The sequence below is a fragment of the Sorangium sp. So ce321 genome, from assembly GCF_051530195.1.
In the GTDB taxonomy this organism is placed as follows: Bacteria; Myxococcota_A; Polyangia; order Polyangiales; family Polyangiaceae; genus Sorangium.
This window is the reverse complement of sequence record NZ_CP150329.1, coordinates 3,028,521-3,044,950: the sequence shown is the minus strand read 5'-3', so window position 1 is coordinate 3,044,950 and position 16,430 is coordinate 3,028,521. Positions and strand designations below refer to the sequence as shown.

13 protein-coding genes are annotated in these 16,430 nt (G+C 70.4%); 4 read left to right on the top strand and 9 right to left on the bottom strand.

Annotated elements, in window-relative coordinates; genetic code table 11:
• Positions 1–2: 2 nt before the first annotated feature.
• The 6 genes from WME89_RS11855 to WME89_RS11830 form a co-directional block, all read right to left on the bottom strand.
• The gene (locus WME89_RS11855) at positions 3–2,135 is read right to left on the bottom strand and encodes a S8 family serine peptidase (protein ID WP_438009299.1); all 2,133 of its coding nucleotides are present in this window, start codon (positions 2,133–2,135) and stop codon (positions 3–5) included.
• Positions 2,113–3,666 (bottom strand): radical SAM protein, encoded by a 1,554-nt coding sequence (locus tag WME89_RS11850; protein ID WP_438009298.1) that lies wholly within the window; start codon positions 3,664–3,666, stop codon positions 2,113–2,115. Before WME89_RS11850 ends, WME89_RS11855 begins: the two co-directional genes overlap by 23 nt.
• A gap of 7 nt (positions 3,667–3,673) precedes the next feature.
• On the bottom strand, positions 3,674–5,500 hold the full coding sequence (locus WME89_RS11845) for a RiPP maturation radical SAM C-methyltransferase (protein ID WP_438009297.1): 1,827 nt from the start codon (positions 5,498–5,500) through the stop codon (positions 3,674–3,676).
• Between the two features lie 189 nt (positions 5,501–5,689).
• Entirely contained in the window at positions 5,690–5,998 is a 309-nt protein-coding gene (locus WME89_RS11840) for a hypothetical protein (RefSeq protein ID WP_438009296.1), read from the bottom strand.
• 742 nt (positions 5,999–6,740) lie between these two features.
• The gene (locus tag WME89_RS11835) at positions 6,741–7,664 is read right to left on the bottom strand and encodes a Rieske 2Fe-2S domain-containing protein (protein WP_438009295.1); all 924 of its coding nucleotides are present in this window, start codon (positions 7,662–7,664) and stop codon (positions 6,741–6,743) included.
• A 211-nt stretch (positions 7,665–7,875) separates the two neighbouring features.
• Complete coding sequence (locus WME89_RS11830) at positions 7,876–8,076, bottom strand: hypothetical protein (protein ID WP_438009294.1); 201 nt, start codon at positions 8,074–8,076, stop codon at positions 7,876–7,878.
• 445 nt (positions 8,077–8,521) lie between these two features.
• On the opposite strand from WME89_RS11830, the gene WME89_RS11825 reads away from it, so the two are divergent.
• The gene (locus tag WME89_RS11825; protein WP_438009293.1) at positions 8,522–9,211 is read left to right on the top strand and encodes an SGNH/GDSL hydrolase family protein; all 690 of its coding nucleotides are present in this window, start codon (positions 8,522–8,524) and stop codon (positions 9,209–9,211) included.
• A gap of 83 nt (positions 9,212–9,294) precedes the next feature.
• Here the strand turns inward: WME89_RS11825 and WME89_RS11820 are convergent, their stop codons facing one another.
• The 3 genes from WME89_RS11820 to WME89_RS11810 form a co-directional block, all read right to left on the bottom strand.
• Positions 9,295–10,209 carry an alpha/beta fold hydrolase gene (locus tag WME89_RS11820; protein WP_438009292.1) on the bottom strand — a complete coding sequence of 305 codons (915 nt, stop codon included), beginning with the start codon at positions 10,207–10,209 and terminating at the stop codon, positions 9,295–9,297.
• Positions 10,210–10,789: 580 nt separating this feature from the next.
• The gene (locus WME89_RS11815; RefSeq protein WP_438009291.1) at positions 10,790–11,896 is read right to left on the bottom strand and encodes a WD40/YVTN/BNR-like repeat-containing protein; all 1,107 of its coding nucleotides are present in this window, start codon (positions 11,894–11,896) and stop codon (positions 10,790–10,792) included.
• Between the two features lie 9 nt (positions 11,897–11,905).
• Positions 11,906–12,175 (bottom strand): MoaD/ThiS family protein, encoded by a 270-nt coding sequence (locus tag WME89_RS11810; protein ID WP_437667474.1) that lies wholly within the window; start codon positions 12,173–12,175, stop codon positions 11,906–11,908.
• A gap of 856 nt (positions 12,176–13,031) precedes the next feature.
• Between WME89_RS11810 and WME89_RS11805 the strand changes: the two genes are divergently transcribed.
• The 3 genes from WME89_RS11805 (at position 13,032) to WME89_RS11795 (ending at position 16,372) form a co-directional block, all read left to right on the top strand.
• Positions 13,032–14,024, top strand: coding sequence for a hypothetical protein (locus WME89_RS11805; RefSeq protein WP_438009290.1), 993 nt, complete (start codon positions 13,032–13,034; stop codon positions 14,022–14,024).
• A gap of 133 nt (positions 14,025–14,157) precedes the next feature.
• Complete coding sequence (locus tag WME89_RS11800) at positions 14,158–15,003, top strand: GFA family protein (protein WP_438009289.1); 846 nt, start codon at positions 14,158–14,160, stop codon at positions 15,001–15,003.
• Positions 15,004–15,178: 175 nt separating this feature from the next.
• Complete coding sequence (locus WME89_RS11795; RefSeq protein WP_438009288.1) at positions 15,179–16,372, top strand: PAS domain-containing protein; 1,194 nt, start codon at positions 15,179–15,181, stop codon at positions 16,370–16,372.
• The last annotated feature ends 58 nt before the right edge of the window (positions 16,373–16,430 follow it).

The following is a 16,430-nucleotide window of genomic DNA, read 5'->3' as shown; positions in this document are numbered from 1 at the left end:
GCTCATCCCCCCGCGCTCGACGACTGGAGACCGCCGGCAGGCTCCCGGCCGGAGGCGGCGCGCGCCGCGATCTGCGCGTAGATCTCGTCAGGCAAGCCCAGCGTCCCCCGGATCTGCTGCACATCCCGGATCGGGCGGTGCGCGACGAGGAGCCTCGCGGTCATGCGTGGGATACCGAAGCGCGCCGCCAGCTCGTCGGCGTCGCTCTCGTTCAGGGCGGCGAGCACACCGCCGTGGCGCTCGCCGCGGTCCGGCGCGGGGCGCGGCGCGGCCGGCCCCGCGTCGGGCTGCGCTGGCTGCGCGGGCTTCGCGGGCAGCACGCGCCCCGCGCGCGCCGCGGCCGCGCGCACGGCGGCGCAGCAGTCGATCAGGCCGGCGCCGAGCCCGGGATCCCGCGCGGGCGCCGCGGCCGCCGCCATGATCGCGCGCACCTCGGCGGGAGAGAGCGTGAGGTCCTGCGACAGGATCAGCGCCGCGACGCCGGCGACGTGCGGCGTCGCGAACGACGTCCCGAAATCGGATCGCGCTCCCCCGCCGACCGCCGCCGAGATGATGTTCTCGGCAGGATCGTTCGAGCCCGAGCCCCCCGGCGCCCCGAAATCGACCTCCTTGCCATAGAACGAATACCTGCCCCGGGCGCCGTCCGGCCCCACCGCGCCCACCGAGATCACGGACGGGTAATCGGACGGGTAATGCGGCTGGTCGACGCCGTCCGGCCAGTTGCCCGCGGAGCAGACGACGATCGCGCCGCGCTCCACGGCCGTCGCGATCGCGTCCCGGATGAGGCCGACATCGCCGCTGGTCTTCCAGCTCATGCTGATCACGAGGCGCTTGCCTGCCGGGATGCGGCTCAGCGCATAGAGGATGGCGTCGCGCCGCCGCGCATAGCTCGCCGTCTCGCCCGAGAGCGGCACCTTGAGCGGCAACAGCCGGCAACCGCGGCAGACCCCGTGAACGGACTCCGCGCCATTGCCCACCAGGATGCCGGCGATGAACGTCCCGTGCCCGACGTCATCGTCCGGGACCGGCGTCCCGTCGCTCGCGAAGTTCCAGTCGTCGTCGTCCCTCCGCGGCAGGATCGCGTCCTTCAGCGCCGGGTGCGCCGTGTCGACCCCGGAGTCGATCACCGCGATGATGACGTCGGGCGAGCCGTCACCCGAGCTCCACGCGTCGGGGGCGCGGAGGAGCGCCAGGTTCCACGCCGCCGCGGCCCCGCCGCCGCCCGCCGACTCGCCTGACGCGCCCGCGGCGCCGCCCTCGAGGTCGTCGAAGCCGATGAAGTTGGGCTCGGCGAACTTCACCTCTTTCTGGCGATTCAGCCCCTCGATCGCGCGCGTGAGCCGCGCCGGCTCCCGCTCTCCGCCGAGGAGGCGCAGGGTGATGAGCCCCGGGGTGCGGTGGCGCTCCGCGATCTCGAACCCCGCGGCGGCGACGATCTCCGCCTGCCGCGCCTCGGGGACGCCGTCCGCGAACTGCACGGCGCACAGCGCCGGATCCATGTACCGGCGGTTCGCCGACGGATCGCGGAACGCGGGTGTCACCTTCTCCACGTCCGGCGCCCGCCTCAGATCGGCCAGGATCTGCGGCGCCGACTCGGTCTCCGGGACCTTGAAGAGCCGGTGGCTCGCGCGCGGCCCCGGGCGCGCTTCCTCCCGCAGCCCCAGCGCCGCGGGGCTCGGCGCGCGCGCGGCGGCCTCGGTCTCGCGGAAGCTCACCACGACCTCGGAGGCGTCCGGCACCAGCTCGACGCGGCGCCCCGTGAGCTTGTCGCGGTAGGCGAGCTCGGGGACGTCGAAGATCGCCGCGAGCGCGTCGAACGCGGCGCCGTCGAGCCCCGGGACGCCGCGCAGCTCCGAGACGAAATAGAGCGGCCGCGCCGCGACCACCGCCCGGGCGGCGGCCGCCGGGATCCCCGCCTTGCGCGCGAGCTCCTCCTCGCTCGCGGCGTTGATGTCCAGCTTCGGGAGCTCGAACGCGCGCACCCCGCGCGCCACGCGGAACGGCAGCGCGCGGCGGAGCTCGCCGAGGGCCGCGAACGGGCGCGCTCGCACGAGCGCCTCGACCTCGTCCGGCCTCAGATCGAGCAGCGCGGCGAGCTGTTGCCTGGAAGCCTCATTGACGTGGACCGATCGCATGACTTGCCTCCTCCTCCAGCACCTGAAACAGCTCCGAGAGACCGCAGCACGAGGGGTCGTGCCCCGGGTCGTGGCGCTCGGCGACGTAGCGCTCGTGGGGGCACCACCCGCGGCAATACTTGAAATAGCGACACCCCTGCTGCTGCGCCTGCGCGGCGCGGTTGCCCGCCGCGAGCGCCTGCGCCCGCGGCCCCGCGCGCATCTCCTCGAAGCCCTGGGTCACTACATTGCCGATCGTGTAATCAGGGTCGCCGACGAACTTGTCGCAATGGCCGACGCTGCCGTCGGGCTCGATCGAGAAGAACGCCCCGACGCAATTGCCGAGCAGCTCGCAATGGCCCGCCACCTCCCCCCGCGCCGCGCGCGCGGCGCTGTCGAGCTCGCGCACGTGGATCCACGGCTCGGGCCGCGCCTTTCGCGCCCGGTCGAGGTCCAGCAGAAAGCGCACGTACGTCGCCCGGTCGACCCACTCCACGCCCGGCCGCGCCGCTCCGTTGCCGGGGCGGGTCGGGAGCACGCCGACGCGGGTGAGCCCCTCTTCCTGCAGAAACCGGATGATCCGCTCCGCGCCCGCGGCGAGCGTCGCGCCGCCGATCACGAGGTAGACGTGCTTGAGCAGATCGGCCTCGCGCAGGAGGCGCAGCCCGCGGCGCACCTCCGCGAACGTCGTCCGGCCGCTCACGTGCAGGCGCGTGCGGTCGTGGAGCTCGGGCGGCCCGTCGAGGCTGACCCCGACGTGCATCCGGTACCGCAGGAAGAACCGCACCCAGCCGTCGTCGATCGTGGTGGCGTTCGTCTGGATCCGATTGAAGATCTGCTGTCCGGGGCGCTGGAACCAGCGCTCCAGCGCGAGCGTCCGCAGGAACGCTCTCTGGCCGAGCAGCGTCGGCTCACCGCCGTGCCACACCACCTCGATCGTGCCGTGCTGCCCCGCCCCGATCAGCTCCTGGAAGAGCCGGGCCTGCACGGGAAAGGTCATGATCTGGTTCGTCTCTGCCCGCCAGTCGTGGCAGTACGTGCAGCGCAGGTTGCAGAGGCGGGTGATCTTGACGATGGCGCAGGCGTAGCCCGCATAGGCCATGTCCTGCCCCGGCGCCCAGCGGAGCCGCGTGGGCGTCGCGGGCGCCTGGCTCGGCCTGGCCGCCCTGAGCCACGCCGCCTCGTCGGCGGTGAACAGCGCCTCGAGCGGCCATGTCGCCAGCGCCTCGACAGGGTCGAGGGCGCGCCGGAGCAGGACGTCGAGCGCGGCGCGCCCTGCCTCGTCGAGCCCCTCGGCGGCCTCCCAGAGCGCCGCCGCGCGCGGCTCCGAGCCCAGCGCCAGGGCGGCGCTCGCCTGGCTCCGGAGCACGACGGGGCGGCCGGCCACCGCGACGTCCGCGGGCAGCTCCCCGAGCTCCGCCGGCGCCGCCAGCTCCAGGAGCTCGCGAAAGGCCCCGGCCTCGTCCTGCGCCTCGGCGAGGCCCGCGAGCGCGTCGCGGGCGCGCCCGAGCGCCTCCGGGGACAGCGTTTCTTCGACGTGCAGGCTACTCATCGGCTCCTCACCTCCCCGGGCTCGCCGGCAGCGCCAGCGCGAGGAACGACCTGCCCTCTCGCATCATCAGCCCCCTCGCGCAGAACTCGGCCAGCGCGGCCTCCACCTCGCCGGCCGGCGCGGAGATCCCGGCCTTCGCGGCGATGCTCTCGACCGCCAGCGGTCGCTCGCTCGCGGCGAGGTACAGCGACGCCAGCGGCTCCTCGAACGTGTACGTGCCGAAGCTCGCCGGATCGCGCAGGTCCTCGATCTGGAGCAGCTCCGGCGACGACCAGTAGGTGAGCGACGGCCGCGGCGTCCGCTTCCAGGCCTCGATCCAGGCGGTCACCGCCCTGGACAGCCCTGTATACGCGGACGCCTCCAGCGTGTCCTCGAGCTGGTAGTCGAAGAAGTAAGCGACCTTGTCGAGCTCGAGGTGCCGCGGATAGACATACGCGTAGCTCTTCTCCGGCCGCACGTAGGCGGCGGGGAACGACGCGCGATCCGCGTAGATCGGGCTGAACCGCTCCATCCAGATCGGGCCCGCGCCCCCGGGCGGCTCCAGGTGGGTGAGCCGCGCGATGAGCTCGGCCTGCTCCCGGTAGTCCTCCGCCGTCTCGCCGGGGAAACCCCAGATGAGGTTCCAGCCGACGCCGATTCCATAGTAGCGGGACCAGCGCATGGTGTTCACGTTCTGGATCCCGGTCACCCCCTTGCGCATCAGCTTGAGCACGTGGCTGCTCAGGGACTCGATCCCTGGCTGGATGCGCCGCACCCCCGCGTCGCCGAGCGTCTTCAGCTGCTCCCGGGTGAGGTTCGACTTCACCTCGTAGAAGAACTGGTAATCCGTCCGCTCCTCGGCGAGCCGGGTGAAGAGCGTCTTCAGGTACGACGTCGAGACGATGTTGTCGACCGCCTCGAACTGGAAGCTGCGGTGGCGGCGCGCGAGCTCGGCGAGCTCCTTCGCGACGCGCTCGGGCGACTTGGCGCGGAACGCCATCGTCGAGCCGTTCAGCCCGCAGAACGTGCAATGGTGCTTCTCGCCCCACCAGCAGCCCCTCGCGCTCTCGAACGGGATGTCGACGACGCGCCGGCCCGCGCTCGGCAGGAGCCCGAGCGCCTCGGCCCGCTCGAAGTACTCGCCGTAGTCGGGCACCGGCAGCTCGTCGAGCTGCTCGAGCGGCGGCCGCTGCCGCGGGCTCGCCACCTCGCCGCGCCGCCGGCACGCGACGCCCGGGATCCCGGCCGGATCGCGCCCCTCGTGCAGCGCGATGAGCAGCTCCGGGAAGGCCAGGTCGCCCTCGCCGCACACGGCGTAATCGATGCAATCGATGGATCGGCAGAGCTCGACCCCCATGTCGCCCTCGAAGTTCGAGCCTCCGAAGATCAGCGTCACGCCCGGGTGGCGCTCCTTGATGCGCCTCGCCAGGGCGAACGAGGCCGTGTTCTGCTGGAACGTCGACGTGAACCCGACCGCCCGGAAGTCCCCCCAGGCGATCGCGTCGATCAGGTGATCCAGATAGCGGGGCACCGCCTCGTGGCGGAGCGCCCGCAGCCGCTCGGGCGACTCGGGCGAGCCCGCGGGCGCGCCGCCCGCGCCGGGCGAGAGGTCCTCGAGGAAGCGGTCCTCGAGATCGGGCGCCCGGTCGCCGAAGGCCGCCAGGGAGAACAGCCATTCGCCGACCAGGCGCCCGCGATGCCGACAGAGGTGCTCGTACACGGTCGGGCTGACCTGGACCGCGAAGTCCAGGTTCAGGTGGTGGGTCGTCACCGGGAACCCGTGGGACTCCCCGATTGCCTTCAGGAGCCCGAGCTGGATCGAGGGTCTCGTCATCGACACGAACGGCATCGTCACGAGCGCGACCCGCCACGACGCGCGCGACCTCCGTGTCTCTGCGTCCAGCCTCGTCACGTCGCCCCGGACTCCCGGTGAGCCGGGCCGGGCCTCTCCCTGTCCCGGACCGGCCGCGTCGAGCAGCGACAGACGTCGCCTGATGGCAGGCGCCGGTTCGCTCGCGATTTTCCTGGGCGACGAGCTCATGGGCTAGTTAGTCCAGGTGACGGTGGCGCCGCCGACCGAGACCTCCTTGGCGGCGGCGGCCTCGCCCTCGAACTCGTACTTCGCCGCGGCGCCCGCCTTGAACGCCGACTTGAACGCGTCCGACAGCTTCGGCAGGCTCGTCGGCTCGGCCGGCTGCGCGGGCTGCGCCTTCGCCCTCGCCGCGATCGTCTGACCCGCGATGCTGATGATCGCGAGCAGGAGGCCGCGCTCGTTCTCGGTGAGCACCTCGGAGAGCTCATCCAGCTTGGTCGCGAGCTTGTCGATCTCTGCCTGTGTGGGCTTGATTTCCATCTGTTTTCACCTTCCGTGAATGGTTGACCGAAACCCGGCGGCGCCATGGTGGCCCGTCGGAGCTTGCGGGGCTCTCTGGCCGGCCGATGGCGCGCATGCGCGCACGCGCTCGCGCCTGCGGCCCGCGGCGTATCGAGCCCCTGAGGCATCCCTCGAATTCTTCGGAAATTGACAGGGAGGCGGGGAGACGGGGAGGAAAATCTTCAAGTTACTCCCTGTCTCCCCGCCTCCCTGTTCAATTTCTCCGTTGAAATGGCTACAAATGAGGGGATTCCTCAGATTGAGCCCCTGAGGTACGTTGCTTCTGTGGTGCGGACTCTATCGCTCTGCCGGCGCTCTGAACGCCAGGCGGTCACGCTGGAAGCACTCGACGGCCATAGAATGATTTCTGACTCACCTCTGGTCAAGGCAAGGGCCATGAGGCTGGCCTGCCATCCATGCCGGCGCGCCGGCGTGTCGACTCATCGGCTCGTCAGAGCCCCCTTTGACCCGACGCGCAATGGCGGCGCGCTCCGGACGCGGCGCGGCAAAACCCAGATGAAGTTGGATTGATGTTGGGTTGATGTCAGCTTGATGTCAGCTGCTGATGAACGCTGTCGCGCGCGCATGGCCGCGGCGACGCGTCGGCGCGCCTGTCGCCGGCTCTCGCGCGCGCCTCGCCGGGCGGCGCGCCGCGATGGCGCGACAGCGGGCCGCGACGGCGGGCCTCGTCGTTCGGAGCCCGGCCGTCGGGCTCAGCGGCTCAGAGGAACTGGCTGCTCCACTTGCGGAACGTCATGATGCCCTTCTCGCCGGCGCACAGGACGGGCTGAGGGCGATAGATCTTGTTCTCCCAGATCGGGATGTCCTCCTCGAGCTGCCGGCACACCTCCGCGGCGAGCGCCTGGGCGAGGCGCTGCGCGCCGTCGTTGCGCATCCAGAAGGCGAAGCGGACGTCGATGAGGTCCTCGTCGACCGGGGTGACCGTGTTCACGAAGAGGAGCTCCACGATGCCGGTGAAGCGGATCGTCCCGTAGCCCATGCCGTGGCCTTCCCAGGTGATGGTCCCGTCGACGACCCGCCCGCCCGGGCCCTTCTGCTTCACCGCCGACCGCGAGCGGATGACGTGGCCCTCGATCTCGAGCTCGGTCCGCGGCGGCTCCGGCATGCTGTGCACGGCCACGAAGTGCGCCGGATCCACGATGTTCTCGAGCGCCTCCTGCACGTGCGTCCGGATCCTCCAGCGCTTGCTCAGGGCCATGGACCACTCCGGCGAGCGCGCCTCCTCGAGCGGCGGGATCTCGAAGTCAGGGGGCTCGCCGGAGGGCGCGTGGTGGACCAGGATGAGGCCGTCGAGCTCCCGCACCGCCCAGCAGCGGACCCTCGCCTTCGGGGGGATCGTGTCCGCGTAGGGGATGTGCACGCACGCCCCCTCGCCGGAGATCACCCATCCGTGGAACGGGCACCGGATCCCGCGCTGCTCGACGCGGCCCCCCACCCCGAGGTGGGCGCCCATGTGCGGGCAATAGGCGTCGAGGACGCGCGCCTCGCCGTCCTGCGTCCGGAACAGCACCAGGTCCTGCCCGAAATAGCGGAGCGGGAGGGGGCCGCCCGCGGACAGCTCGTCCGAGGAGGCGACATGAAACCAGCCTTTCGGGAAAGGCGGAAGAGGGATTCGAGCGCTCACGTGGGTCTCCTTGGCTCCGCGCCTGTCGGGTCCGCCCAGACGCTCGTGCGGCGCCGGGGATGCGGGCAGCGTCGTGCCGGCGGTCGCGGCATGAGCTCACCATCTTACGAGACCCGGGCGCGCCGAGGTACTGCCAAGCTTGTCCTTGCGGCCCGGCGCGCCCGAGCGGGCGGCCGCGCTCCAGCGGAGCGCGCGGATGCGGGCGATGCGATCAGGCGGGGTGGAGCGTCCGCTCGAGGCCGCGGCGCGGCCGGAGGGTGGCCGCGGCCTGGGGCGACACCGGGTGACCGGGCGCGCGGCGCATGCGGAGCCGCCTCAGCAGGACGGCGAGGAGGACCTGCGCCTCGTTCTCCGCGCGGAGCTTGCGCTCGAGCTCGGGGTGCCTGTCGAGCACGTAGGAGAGCCAGGTCATCAGGTGCCGCAGTTTGTAGTGATAGCCGAATTCGACTCTCGCCCGAATTGTTCAGTCCACCAGCGTGAGCGTGACGTCTCCCATCGAGGCATAGGCGAGTCTGCCTATACCTCGATCCATCTGGCTCGGGTACGAAGTCGTGGCAGTCACCTGCATCGGGCGATGTGATGTGAGGACGGACGGCGTTCCTGGGACAGAGGGGCGAGTTCCTCGGCACCGAGCCGATACTGGAGGAAAAATGCGGTCAATACGTTGCCACGTTTCCACGAAGCTGAGCGTTCTCGGTCTCCTGAGCATCGGCGTCTGGGCCTGTGGTGAGGCGAATGACGGCGGTACGCCCTCGACCAGCGGAGACACCCCTGACGGGACCACCAGCGGCGCGGGGACCACGGTCACGGTCGGCGCGGGCGGCACGGGCCCTGGCGGCACCGGAGGCTCAGCTGCCGTGGGCACCTCGGGCAGCGGCGGCGCAGGCACCGGGCAGGCCAGCAGCGCGGCGAGCGGCGGAGAAACGAGCGTCACGAGCGGGGGCTCCGGCGAGTGCGTCACCGGTCAGACCAGGGGAGAACAGGTCGCGGTCATCGGCGAATCGTTCATCGCCGCGACCCACGGCATCACCCAACAGATCGAAAAGCAGGCCAAGGCCAGCGGCTCCCTCGCCGAGGACGAGCGCTATATCGACAACTCGGTCAGCGGCACGACGCTGGCCAACGATCAAATTCCCAGCCAGTACCGCAAGGCCGCCGAGAACGGCATGATCAAGTACGTGCTGATGGATGGGGGCGGGAACGACTGCTTGTTGAGAGGGGACGGCGACGCAGCGCTCGCGGCGGCGGAGTCGTTGTTCGAGACCATGGCGGAGGACAACGTCGAAAAAGTGGTCTACTTCTTCTATCCGGACCCCATCGGAAACCAGTTCGCGTCGCTCAAGACCTGCCTCGACGCGCTCCGACCGAAGATGAAGGAGCTGTGCGACGGGCTCACGGCGCCGAAGTGTTACTGGTTGGACCTTCGTCCGACCTGGGACGGACACAACGACTATACGCAAGACGGGATCCACCCCACCTCTGCCGGTAGCGTCGCCACCGGAGATGCAGTCTGGGAAACGATGAAGGCGAACTGCGTCGCGCAGTGACGGTGGTCATGCCGCCCCGCGCTCGCGCCGGGCGGAGAGGGCCGCCGCGCGCCCGCGAGACGGCCGCTCAGGGGCGGCGTGGATCAGCGGAGGAAGTCGAGGACATCCTCGTTGAACTTCTCGGGGTTCTCCAGCCACATGAAGTGGCTGCCGCCCTCTTCAGCGCTGAAGATGATGAGCTCGGCGCCGGGGATCTGGTCGGCGACCCACTGCTGGGAGACGGGGCTGAAGATGCTCGCCTCGCCTCCGACGACGAGCGTGGGCACGTCGATGCGCGGGACCACGTCCCGCCAGTCCTGCGAGGCCTGGTTCACGAGCAGCGTGGCGGCGTGCTCGCGCGGGAGCTTCAGGTTCTCCTCGATGACCGCGGCGAGCTTGTCTGCCGGGTAGCCAGGGCTGAAGAGGCTGGCCACGAGGCCCTGGGTCGTGGCGAGCCCGTCGGGCCCGCGCAGCGCGGCGGCCGTGTCGTAGAGCGATTGCGGGGTGAACAGCGCTCCGGCCTCGAGCGTCTCCTCCTCGGACCAGTCGGGCCAGGCCGTCATCGCGGGGCCCACGTCGACCAGGATCAGGCGGTCCAGGTAGCGTCCACCGTAGTTGTCCCAGTAGCTGTAGAGCACCCCGCACCCCATCGAGTGCCCGAGGGCCGTCACGTTCCTGAGCCGCATCCCGCGGATGAACTCGTAGAGATCCCTGCTGAAGCGCGCGATGCGGTAGCCGTGATCGACCTTCTCCGAGTCGCCGTGCCCGCGCCAGTCGAGCACGAACACATGGTAGTGCCGCGAGAAGGCGAGGATCTGCGCCCTGTACAGCGCCGCCGACTGGGACCACCCCGGCAGGAGGAGCAGCGGTCTGCCCCTCCCCGCCTCCAGGTAATTGAGCGCCACGCCGTCCTTCGTCGTGAACGTCCCGGAGCGGATGCGTGGCGAGGCGGACGCCTCTCCGCCGAGCAAGTGCGCGGCGGCCAGCCCCGCGCCGAGGCCCACTGCCTGCTTCAACACCTGGCGACGGGTACGGTCCGAGCTGGACGAAGGTGCTCCTTGCTTCTTGTCGGTCATGGCTCTTGATCTCCACTGCAGGCCGCGCGCGCACGAGGGTGCACCCCGGACACAGCACCGCCATTGCTGAAAGGAAGCGACTCGACACAACCGAACGGCCGTCGGAATTGACGACCATCGCGGGCGCGCCACCTGGCAGAATGCGCATGGATGAGCCATGGCGGCAAGACCGTAAACTCTCTTTACAAAAAAACGTATCCAAACCTCCGACATCAGCACTTGTTTCACTCGTCCGCTTCCCGGCATGTGCTTCTCGGCATGGAGTTGGCATCACGCTGGCATCACGATGCATGTCGTCACGCACGCATCCAGGCGTGCATGGACTGATGCACGCGCGGCTGCTGACGCGTTGCTGCGCGGCCGCGGCGTGGCCCGGAGCGCCGGAGCCCGCCGTGACGTGGTGGAAACAGGCCCGCTCGACGAGCGGCGTTCACGGTAAAAATGCGATGGTGCTGTGCGAGGTGGAGCTGAACGGCCGCGCCGGGGCGCGCGACAGGCGCCGCCGGGGTGGCGGCGCGCCGTGTCAGGCCATGAAACGAACGCAGTAGATGGGCGGGAGATGGGTGGAGATCGCCTGCCAGGAGTCCCCCTGATCCTCGGTGACCCAGAGCGAGCCAGTCGAGGAGCCGAAGGCGAGGCGATCGCCGGTGCCGTCGATGTCGAGGGCGTGGCGGAACGTGAGGTCGTAGGCGTGGCGCTGCGGGAGCCCGTTGCGGAGCACGTCCCAGGTCTCGCCGCCGTCGCGGGTGCGGGACACGACGACCTTGCCGCCGACGGGGACGCGCGTCTCGTCCTTCTGCGCGGGGACGAGCCAGGCGGTGTCGGGGTCGCGCGGGTGGACGGCGACGGCGAAGCCGAACTTCGAGGGGGCGGCGCTCGGGACGTCGTGCCACAGGGCGCCGCCGTTCGTGGAGCGGAACACGCCGTTGTGGTGCTGGGACCAGAGGTGGTCCGGCCGCGCGGGACAGGCGACGACCCGGTGTGGATCCTGGATGACGGGGTCTTCCCGGCGCTCGGGCGGCATGTACTCTGCGTACATGCCGGTGGCGCGCAGGTCCCAGGAAGCGCCGTCGTCGTCGGTCTGCCAGACGCCGCCGCTGGAGATGCCGATCGTCACGCGGCCGGCGCGCGAGGGGTCGACGCATATCGAGTGGATGCCCGGCAGATCGGCGCCGCCGCCGAACCACTCCTTGCGCTTCGGGTGGTCCCAGAGCGAGCGCACGAGCGTCCACGAAGCGCCGCTGTCGTCGGAGCGGAACAGGCCTCCCGGGATGGTGCCGCAGAAGAGCGTGGCGGGCTGGCTCGGGTGGGCCGCCTCGAGCGCCCAGATCTGCTGGAGGCGCCAGGGCCACGGCTGCCCGTCGGGCAGGGAGTCCGTCACGCCCTCGGGCTGCTGGGGATAGGCCGGCGTCTGGAGCTCTTCCCAGGTCTCGCCGCGGTCGCGCGAGCGCCGCAGCTTCACGCCGAAGTGGCCGAGCCCGAGCGCGGCGTAGATGGCGCCGTCGCGCGCGTCGGGCAGCACGATCGGGACGGCGTCTCCGAGGAACGACACCTGGGCGACGTCCCATCCGGCGCTGCTCCGATCGATCCGGAACAGGCCTTTTCGGGTCGCGACGAGCAACGAGTTCATGAGTTGTTTCTACCCTCCAGAGAGCGCCTGCATGACGTAAAGGCTCGTTCGTTCGCTCACCGGCTCGCTCAGGCCGGCGCGGTCCTTGAGCTGCTGTCCATCGACGAAGATCACGACGTGCTTGCGGAGCGCCCCCTGCTCATCGAGCACGTAGCCGCGCACGCGCGGGTGGAGCTCGAAGTAGCGCTCGAGCGCCTCGCGCACCGTCCCCCCGGCGACCTCGAGCGCGGGGCATTCCACGTGCCTCGTCAGGTTCTGTGTGAACGTGATCTGCGCCATCTCGCCTGCTCGCGCCGCGTATGCCGCGGCGCGCTCCCTGCTCCGACCGCATGGTCGATCTGGACGGGCGACGATGCAAGGCCTATGGCGGCCTCCGCTGGCTCGTGACGGGGATCACGGGGACGTCGCGCGGTCGCCGTCGCAGCCCGCGACGATCGCAGCGCATTACGCACACGAGGTGGAGATTGCCGCTGCTCTCCGCCAGAGCTGATATCGGATGAACGGCAGCGCGCCCTGGAGCATTCAGGGCAGCTCCTCGAGCGGCGGCGAGCTCTCCACCTGCGCCCAACCGCGGCGATGCCCTCGTGTTCGGGCTGTAGCCTCAGCGCTCCCATCCACGCGCTGAAGCGACCGGACCGCAGGTCGCCGCGCACTTCTCGGCTTCGGAGATGTTCAGGGATCGAGCGCCCCGGCCGGGCCCCAGGAGCGTTGTGCCAGTGTGCCAGTGTGCCAGTGTGCCAGTGTGCCAGTGCCATCACGCTACACCCCGTCCCCAGACGACGAGCGCGACGTCGCCCGCGCTCCGGCGAGAGATCGGGGACCGGTCAACGGACGACGACAGGCGCGCCGCGGCCTCACGCATGCGCTGCGGCGCCGTGGCCCGACCGTTGCTTCGCTATGAGGCGACGAGCCCTCCGCCAGCTCGGCGGCAGAGGGGCTCGGCATGCCAAACGCAAGGGCAGCTCTCGCGTCAGCAGCAGATCGAGAGCGTCGAACCAGATCTCCCTGACGGTCGAGGCGCATCATACCATCGCCGCGCAGGGCTCACCCGCTCTGGGCCTCTTCAGGAGAATTCATCATGCACCATCGCCGCTCGGTCGCGTTGACTCTCGCTCTCATGGGTGGTCTGGCCGCCATGGGCACGTCCAGCCCCAGCGAGGCATGTACCCCGAACATTCCGGCGCGGGGCGACTACCTGGCGTCCGTCGCACGGACCGTGCCGCTCGATGGGGTCGTCGTCGTCGGGGTCCGCTGCGACGTGGACTGTCCGGAGGGCACGCCTGCGCTCGCCTTGAAGGACAAGGGAACGGGAGAGGTCGTCGCCGGCACGCAGGAGCTGGTCGCCGACCTGCCAGCCGCCGGGCCGGAGAGGGTGCTGGTCTTCCGCCCAGCCGCCCCGCTCGCCGATGGTCACACGTACAGCGTCACCATCGAGGGGCAGGCTCCTTCCGACGCCAGAGAAGCGGAAGTCAGGGCGAGCGCCGACCTCGACCTGGAGGTGGGCGCCCACGCCATGGTCGCGAGCGTCAGGCTGGAGGATAGCTGGTACGACACGGCGAGCTGCTGCGAAACCACCATGAGCGCCTGCGGTCCGGAGCAGATCTGCGTGGCCAATGAAGTGGAGCGGTATGTCGTCTTCAGGCTCCACAACAGCGAGGCGGCGCTCGAAGGGGCGGGTCAGTACGTGCAGACAGTGACCTTCCTGAGCCCCGACGGGGCGGGGCTCGACGAGCAGACGGCCTGGGGCTGGGGCGGGTCTGTGGAACACAGGTACATGGACGCGGCTCCCGAGTACTGTTACCAGGTCACGTACAAGAGCCTCATCGACGGCGCGACGTTCGAGAAGGAGCGGACCTGCGTTCCGCACGGGGACGCGGGGGCGACAGGCGTCTTCCCGACCGACATGGAGGTCTTCGGCCCCAAGATCGGGAAGTGCTCTTCTCCGCCCGACGGCTTCGAGGAGGTCTGGTCCGCCGTGCGGCAGGAGTGGGCGACGGACATAAGGGAAGCGCACGAGAGCTGCTCGGTGAGCACAGGTCGCGGCGCGTCGTCCGGCTGGGCGCTGTCCGCCATCGGGCTCGCCCTCGCCCTCGCGCGCCGCGTGGGGCGGCGTCGCAACCGCCGGTGAGCAGGGCGGACGTGCCGCCAGGCTCCGCCGGGCGCGGCGGCGGCGCGCGGCCGCGCCTGGTGGCGCGGCGCGTTCTGGGCTAGACGCGTGGTGTCGAGGCTTCGAGCCGCGAACGACGACGGGAGGTACGACCATGACCAGGGGCGCGTGTCTATGCGGAACGGTCCGCTACGAGATCGACGGTCCGTTCCAGACCATGCTGAACTGTCACTGCTCGATGTGCCGTAAGTTCCACGGCGCGGCGTTCGCCACGGCCTTGGTCGCGCCGCTCTCGGGCTTTCGCTGGCTCGCCGGCGAGCAGGCCACCCGCACCTCGTGCGCGAGCCGCCATCGCTCCTTCTGCGCCACGTGCGGCTCGGCCACCCCGCTGCTCGTCCCCGAGAGGCAGCTCGCCCTGTTCCACGCCGGCAACCTCGAGGGCGATCTCGGCATCGAGCCACGGTTCCACCAGTTCGTCGGCTCCAGGGCGCCCTGGTACACGATCACGGGTTCGCTGCCGCAGTTCGAGGAATGGCCGCCCGAGCTCCAGGCGCCTGTCGTCTCGCGCCCCGTGGTCGAGCCCAGAGCTGGCGTCACCCAGGGGAGCTGCCTGTGCGGCGACGTCGCCTTCGAGTACGACGGCACGCCCATTCGCATGACGAACTGCCACTGCTCGCGCTGCCGCCGCGGGCGCAGCGCCGCGCACGCGACCAACGTCTTCGTCGCCCTCGACAAGCTCCGCTGGGTCCGCGGTGACGCGCAGGTCGCGAGCTACAAGGTGCCGGAGGCGCGGTTCTTCGCCGTGGCGTTCTGCACGCGCTGCGGCGGCGCGGCGCCGCGCCTGTCACCCGAGCGCGGCTTTGCCGTGGTGCCCGCGGGCACGCTCGACACCGATCCCGGCGTCCGCCCGGGAGCCCACATCTTCACCGCCTCCAAGGCGAGCTGGTTCCCGATCACGGACGACCTGCCGCAGTTCGCCGAGTTCCCGCCCCAGGCCTGAGGCAAGCCCGCTCGCCGCTCCTCGGCGAGGGCCGCTCCAGGGCAGAGCAGGGGGGCCAGTAGCTCACGAGCCGCTGACGTACCTCATCGTCCCACCCCTGGAACACGCTTCCCGGATGCGCTCCGCGCACCGTACACTGCCGTCTCTGCTCTCGATTCGAGGAGATACGCGCCTGATGACCCATGATTCGAACGTGTTGCTCGTGGAGTTCTTCGCCGGCTGTCCAGACCTGCTCTTCATCGCGTCGGCCGAAGGGGCGCTGCTCCACGCGAGCGACGCGCTGCGGGAGGCGCTCGGCCCGGCGGTCGATCAGGGCGAAAAGCTCGCTGAGCTCGCGCATCCCGACGACCGCGCGGCGGTCGCGGAGGCCTGGTCGACGCTCCTCGCTTCGGGTGAGCCCGTCTCCTTCCGCGTCCGCCTGCGCGACGGCAGCGGGGCGCACCGGCCGCTCTCGTGCAGCGCGAGGCGGTCGTCGGACCGCGGCGCCGTTTTTGGCACGCTGCGGGCCGCGCCCGAGGTGACAGCGGAGGAGCTCAAGACGCTCCGGTTGAAGGCGCGGATGATGGACGGCATCGCCGAGCACCTGGACGGCACCGCGCTCTGGGGGCTCGAGCGCAGTGGCAGATGCTTCTATCATGAGGGGAAGGGGCTCGCGAAGATTGGACTGAAGCCCGGGCACTTCGTCGGGGCGAACTGGTTCGACATCTTCGCAGAACCGGCGCTCAAGGCAGGCATCGACCTTCACGCGTGGTTCGACGGCAATGCGCGCCGCATTCGCAACGAATTCTTCGGCACCTTCTGGGATATCTCGGTTATTCCGCTCTGCGATGAACGCGGTGAGCCCGGGGCGGGCGTGCTCTGCTTCGGACTCGACATCACCGAAGCCAAGCTCGCCGAGCAGGAGCTGCGCACACAGCTACAGCAGATCGAGGCACAACAGAGGGTCATCCGCGACCTCTCCACGCCCATCATCGAGGTCTGGGACGGCGTCCTCACGCTCCCCATGGTGGGGACGGTCGACAGCGGCCGCACCGCCGACGTCATGGAGAGCCTGCTCTCGAAGATCGTCGAGAAACAAGCGAGCTACGCCATCCTCGATCTCACCGGCGTCGAGGTCGTCGACACCAAGGTGGCGAGCCACCTCATCGAGCTCGTCACCGCGATCCGGCTGCTCGGCGCCGACGGCATCGTCGCCGGTATCAAGCCGAACGTCGCCCAGACCATGGTCGCGCTCGGGCTCGATCTCTCGCAGCTCAACACGCAACGCAACCTCCGCGCCGCGCTCAACCACGCGATCCGGTCGATGACCCGCGCGCAGGGACAGCCTCTCGCCGGAAGCCCGGCGCCCGCCCCGAGGCAGCCCCGCTGAGCCGCGCTCCCCTCCGGCGGCCCCGGCCAGCCGCCCCGTCCGCTCGGCAGCATGCCGC

Bases quoted from the DNA above. Each gene is read 5' to 3' on its own strand.
- WME89_RS11855 (WP_438009299.1), bottom strand. From the start codon at position 2,135: ATGCGATCGGTCCACGTCAATGAGGCTTCCAGGCAACAGCTCGCCGCG.
- WME89_RS11850 (WP_438009298.1), bottom strand. From the start codon at position 3,666: ATGAGTAGCCTGCACGTCGAAGAAACGCTGTCCCCGGAGGCGCTCGGG.
- WME89_RS11840 (WP_438009296.1), bottom strand. From the start codon at position 5,998: ATGGAAATCAAGCCCACACAGGCAGAGATCGACAAGCTCGCGACCAAG.
- WME89_RS11830 (WP_438009294.1), bottom strand. From the start codon at position 8,076: ATGACCTGGCTCTCCTACGTGCTCGACAGGCACCCCGAGCTCGAGCGC.
- WME89_RS11815 (WP_438009291.1), bottom strand. From the start codon at position 11,896: ATGAACTCGTTGCTCGTCGCGACCCGAAAAGGCCTGTTCCGGATCGAT.
- WME89_RS11810 (WP_437667474.1), bottom strand. From the start codon at position 12,175: ATGGCGCAGATCACGTTCACACAGAACCTGACGAGGCACGTGGAATGC.
- WME89_RS11805 (WP_438009290.1), top strand. From the start codon at position 13,032: ATGGGCACGTCCAGCCCCAGCGAGGCATGTACCCCGAACATTCCGGCG.
- WME89_RS11800 (WP_438009289.1), top strand. From the start codon at position 14,158: ATGACCAGGGGCGCGTGTCTATGCGGAACGGTCCGCTACGAGATCGAC.
- WME89_RS11795 (WP_438009288.1), top strand. From the start codon at position 15,179: ATGACCCATGATTCGAACGTGTTGCTCGTGGAGTTCTTCGCCGGCTGT.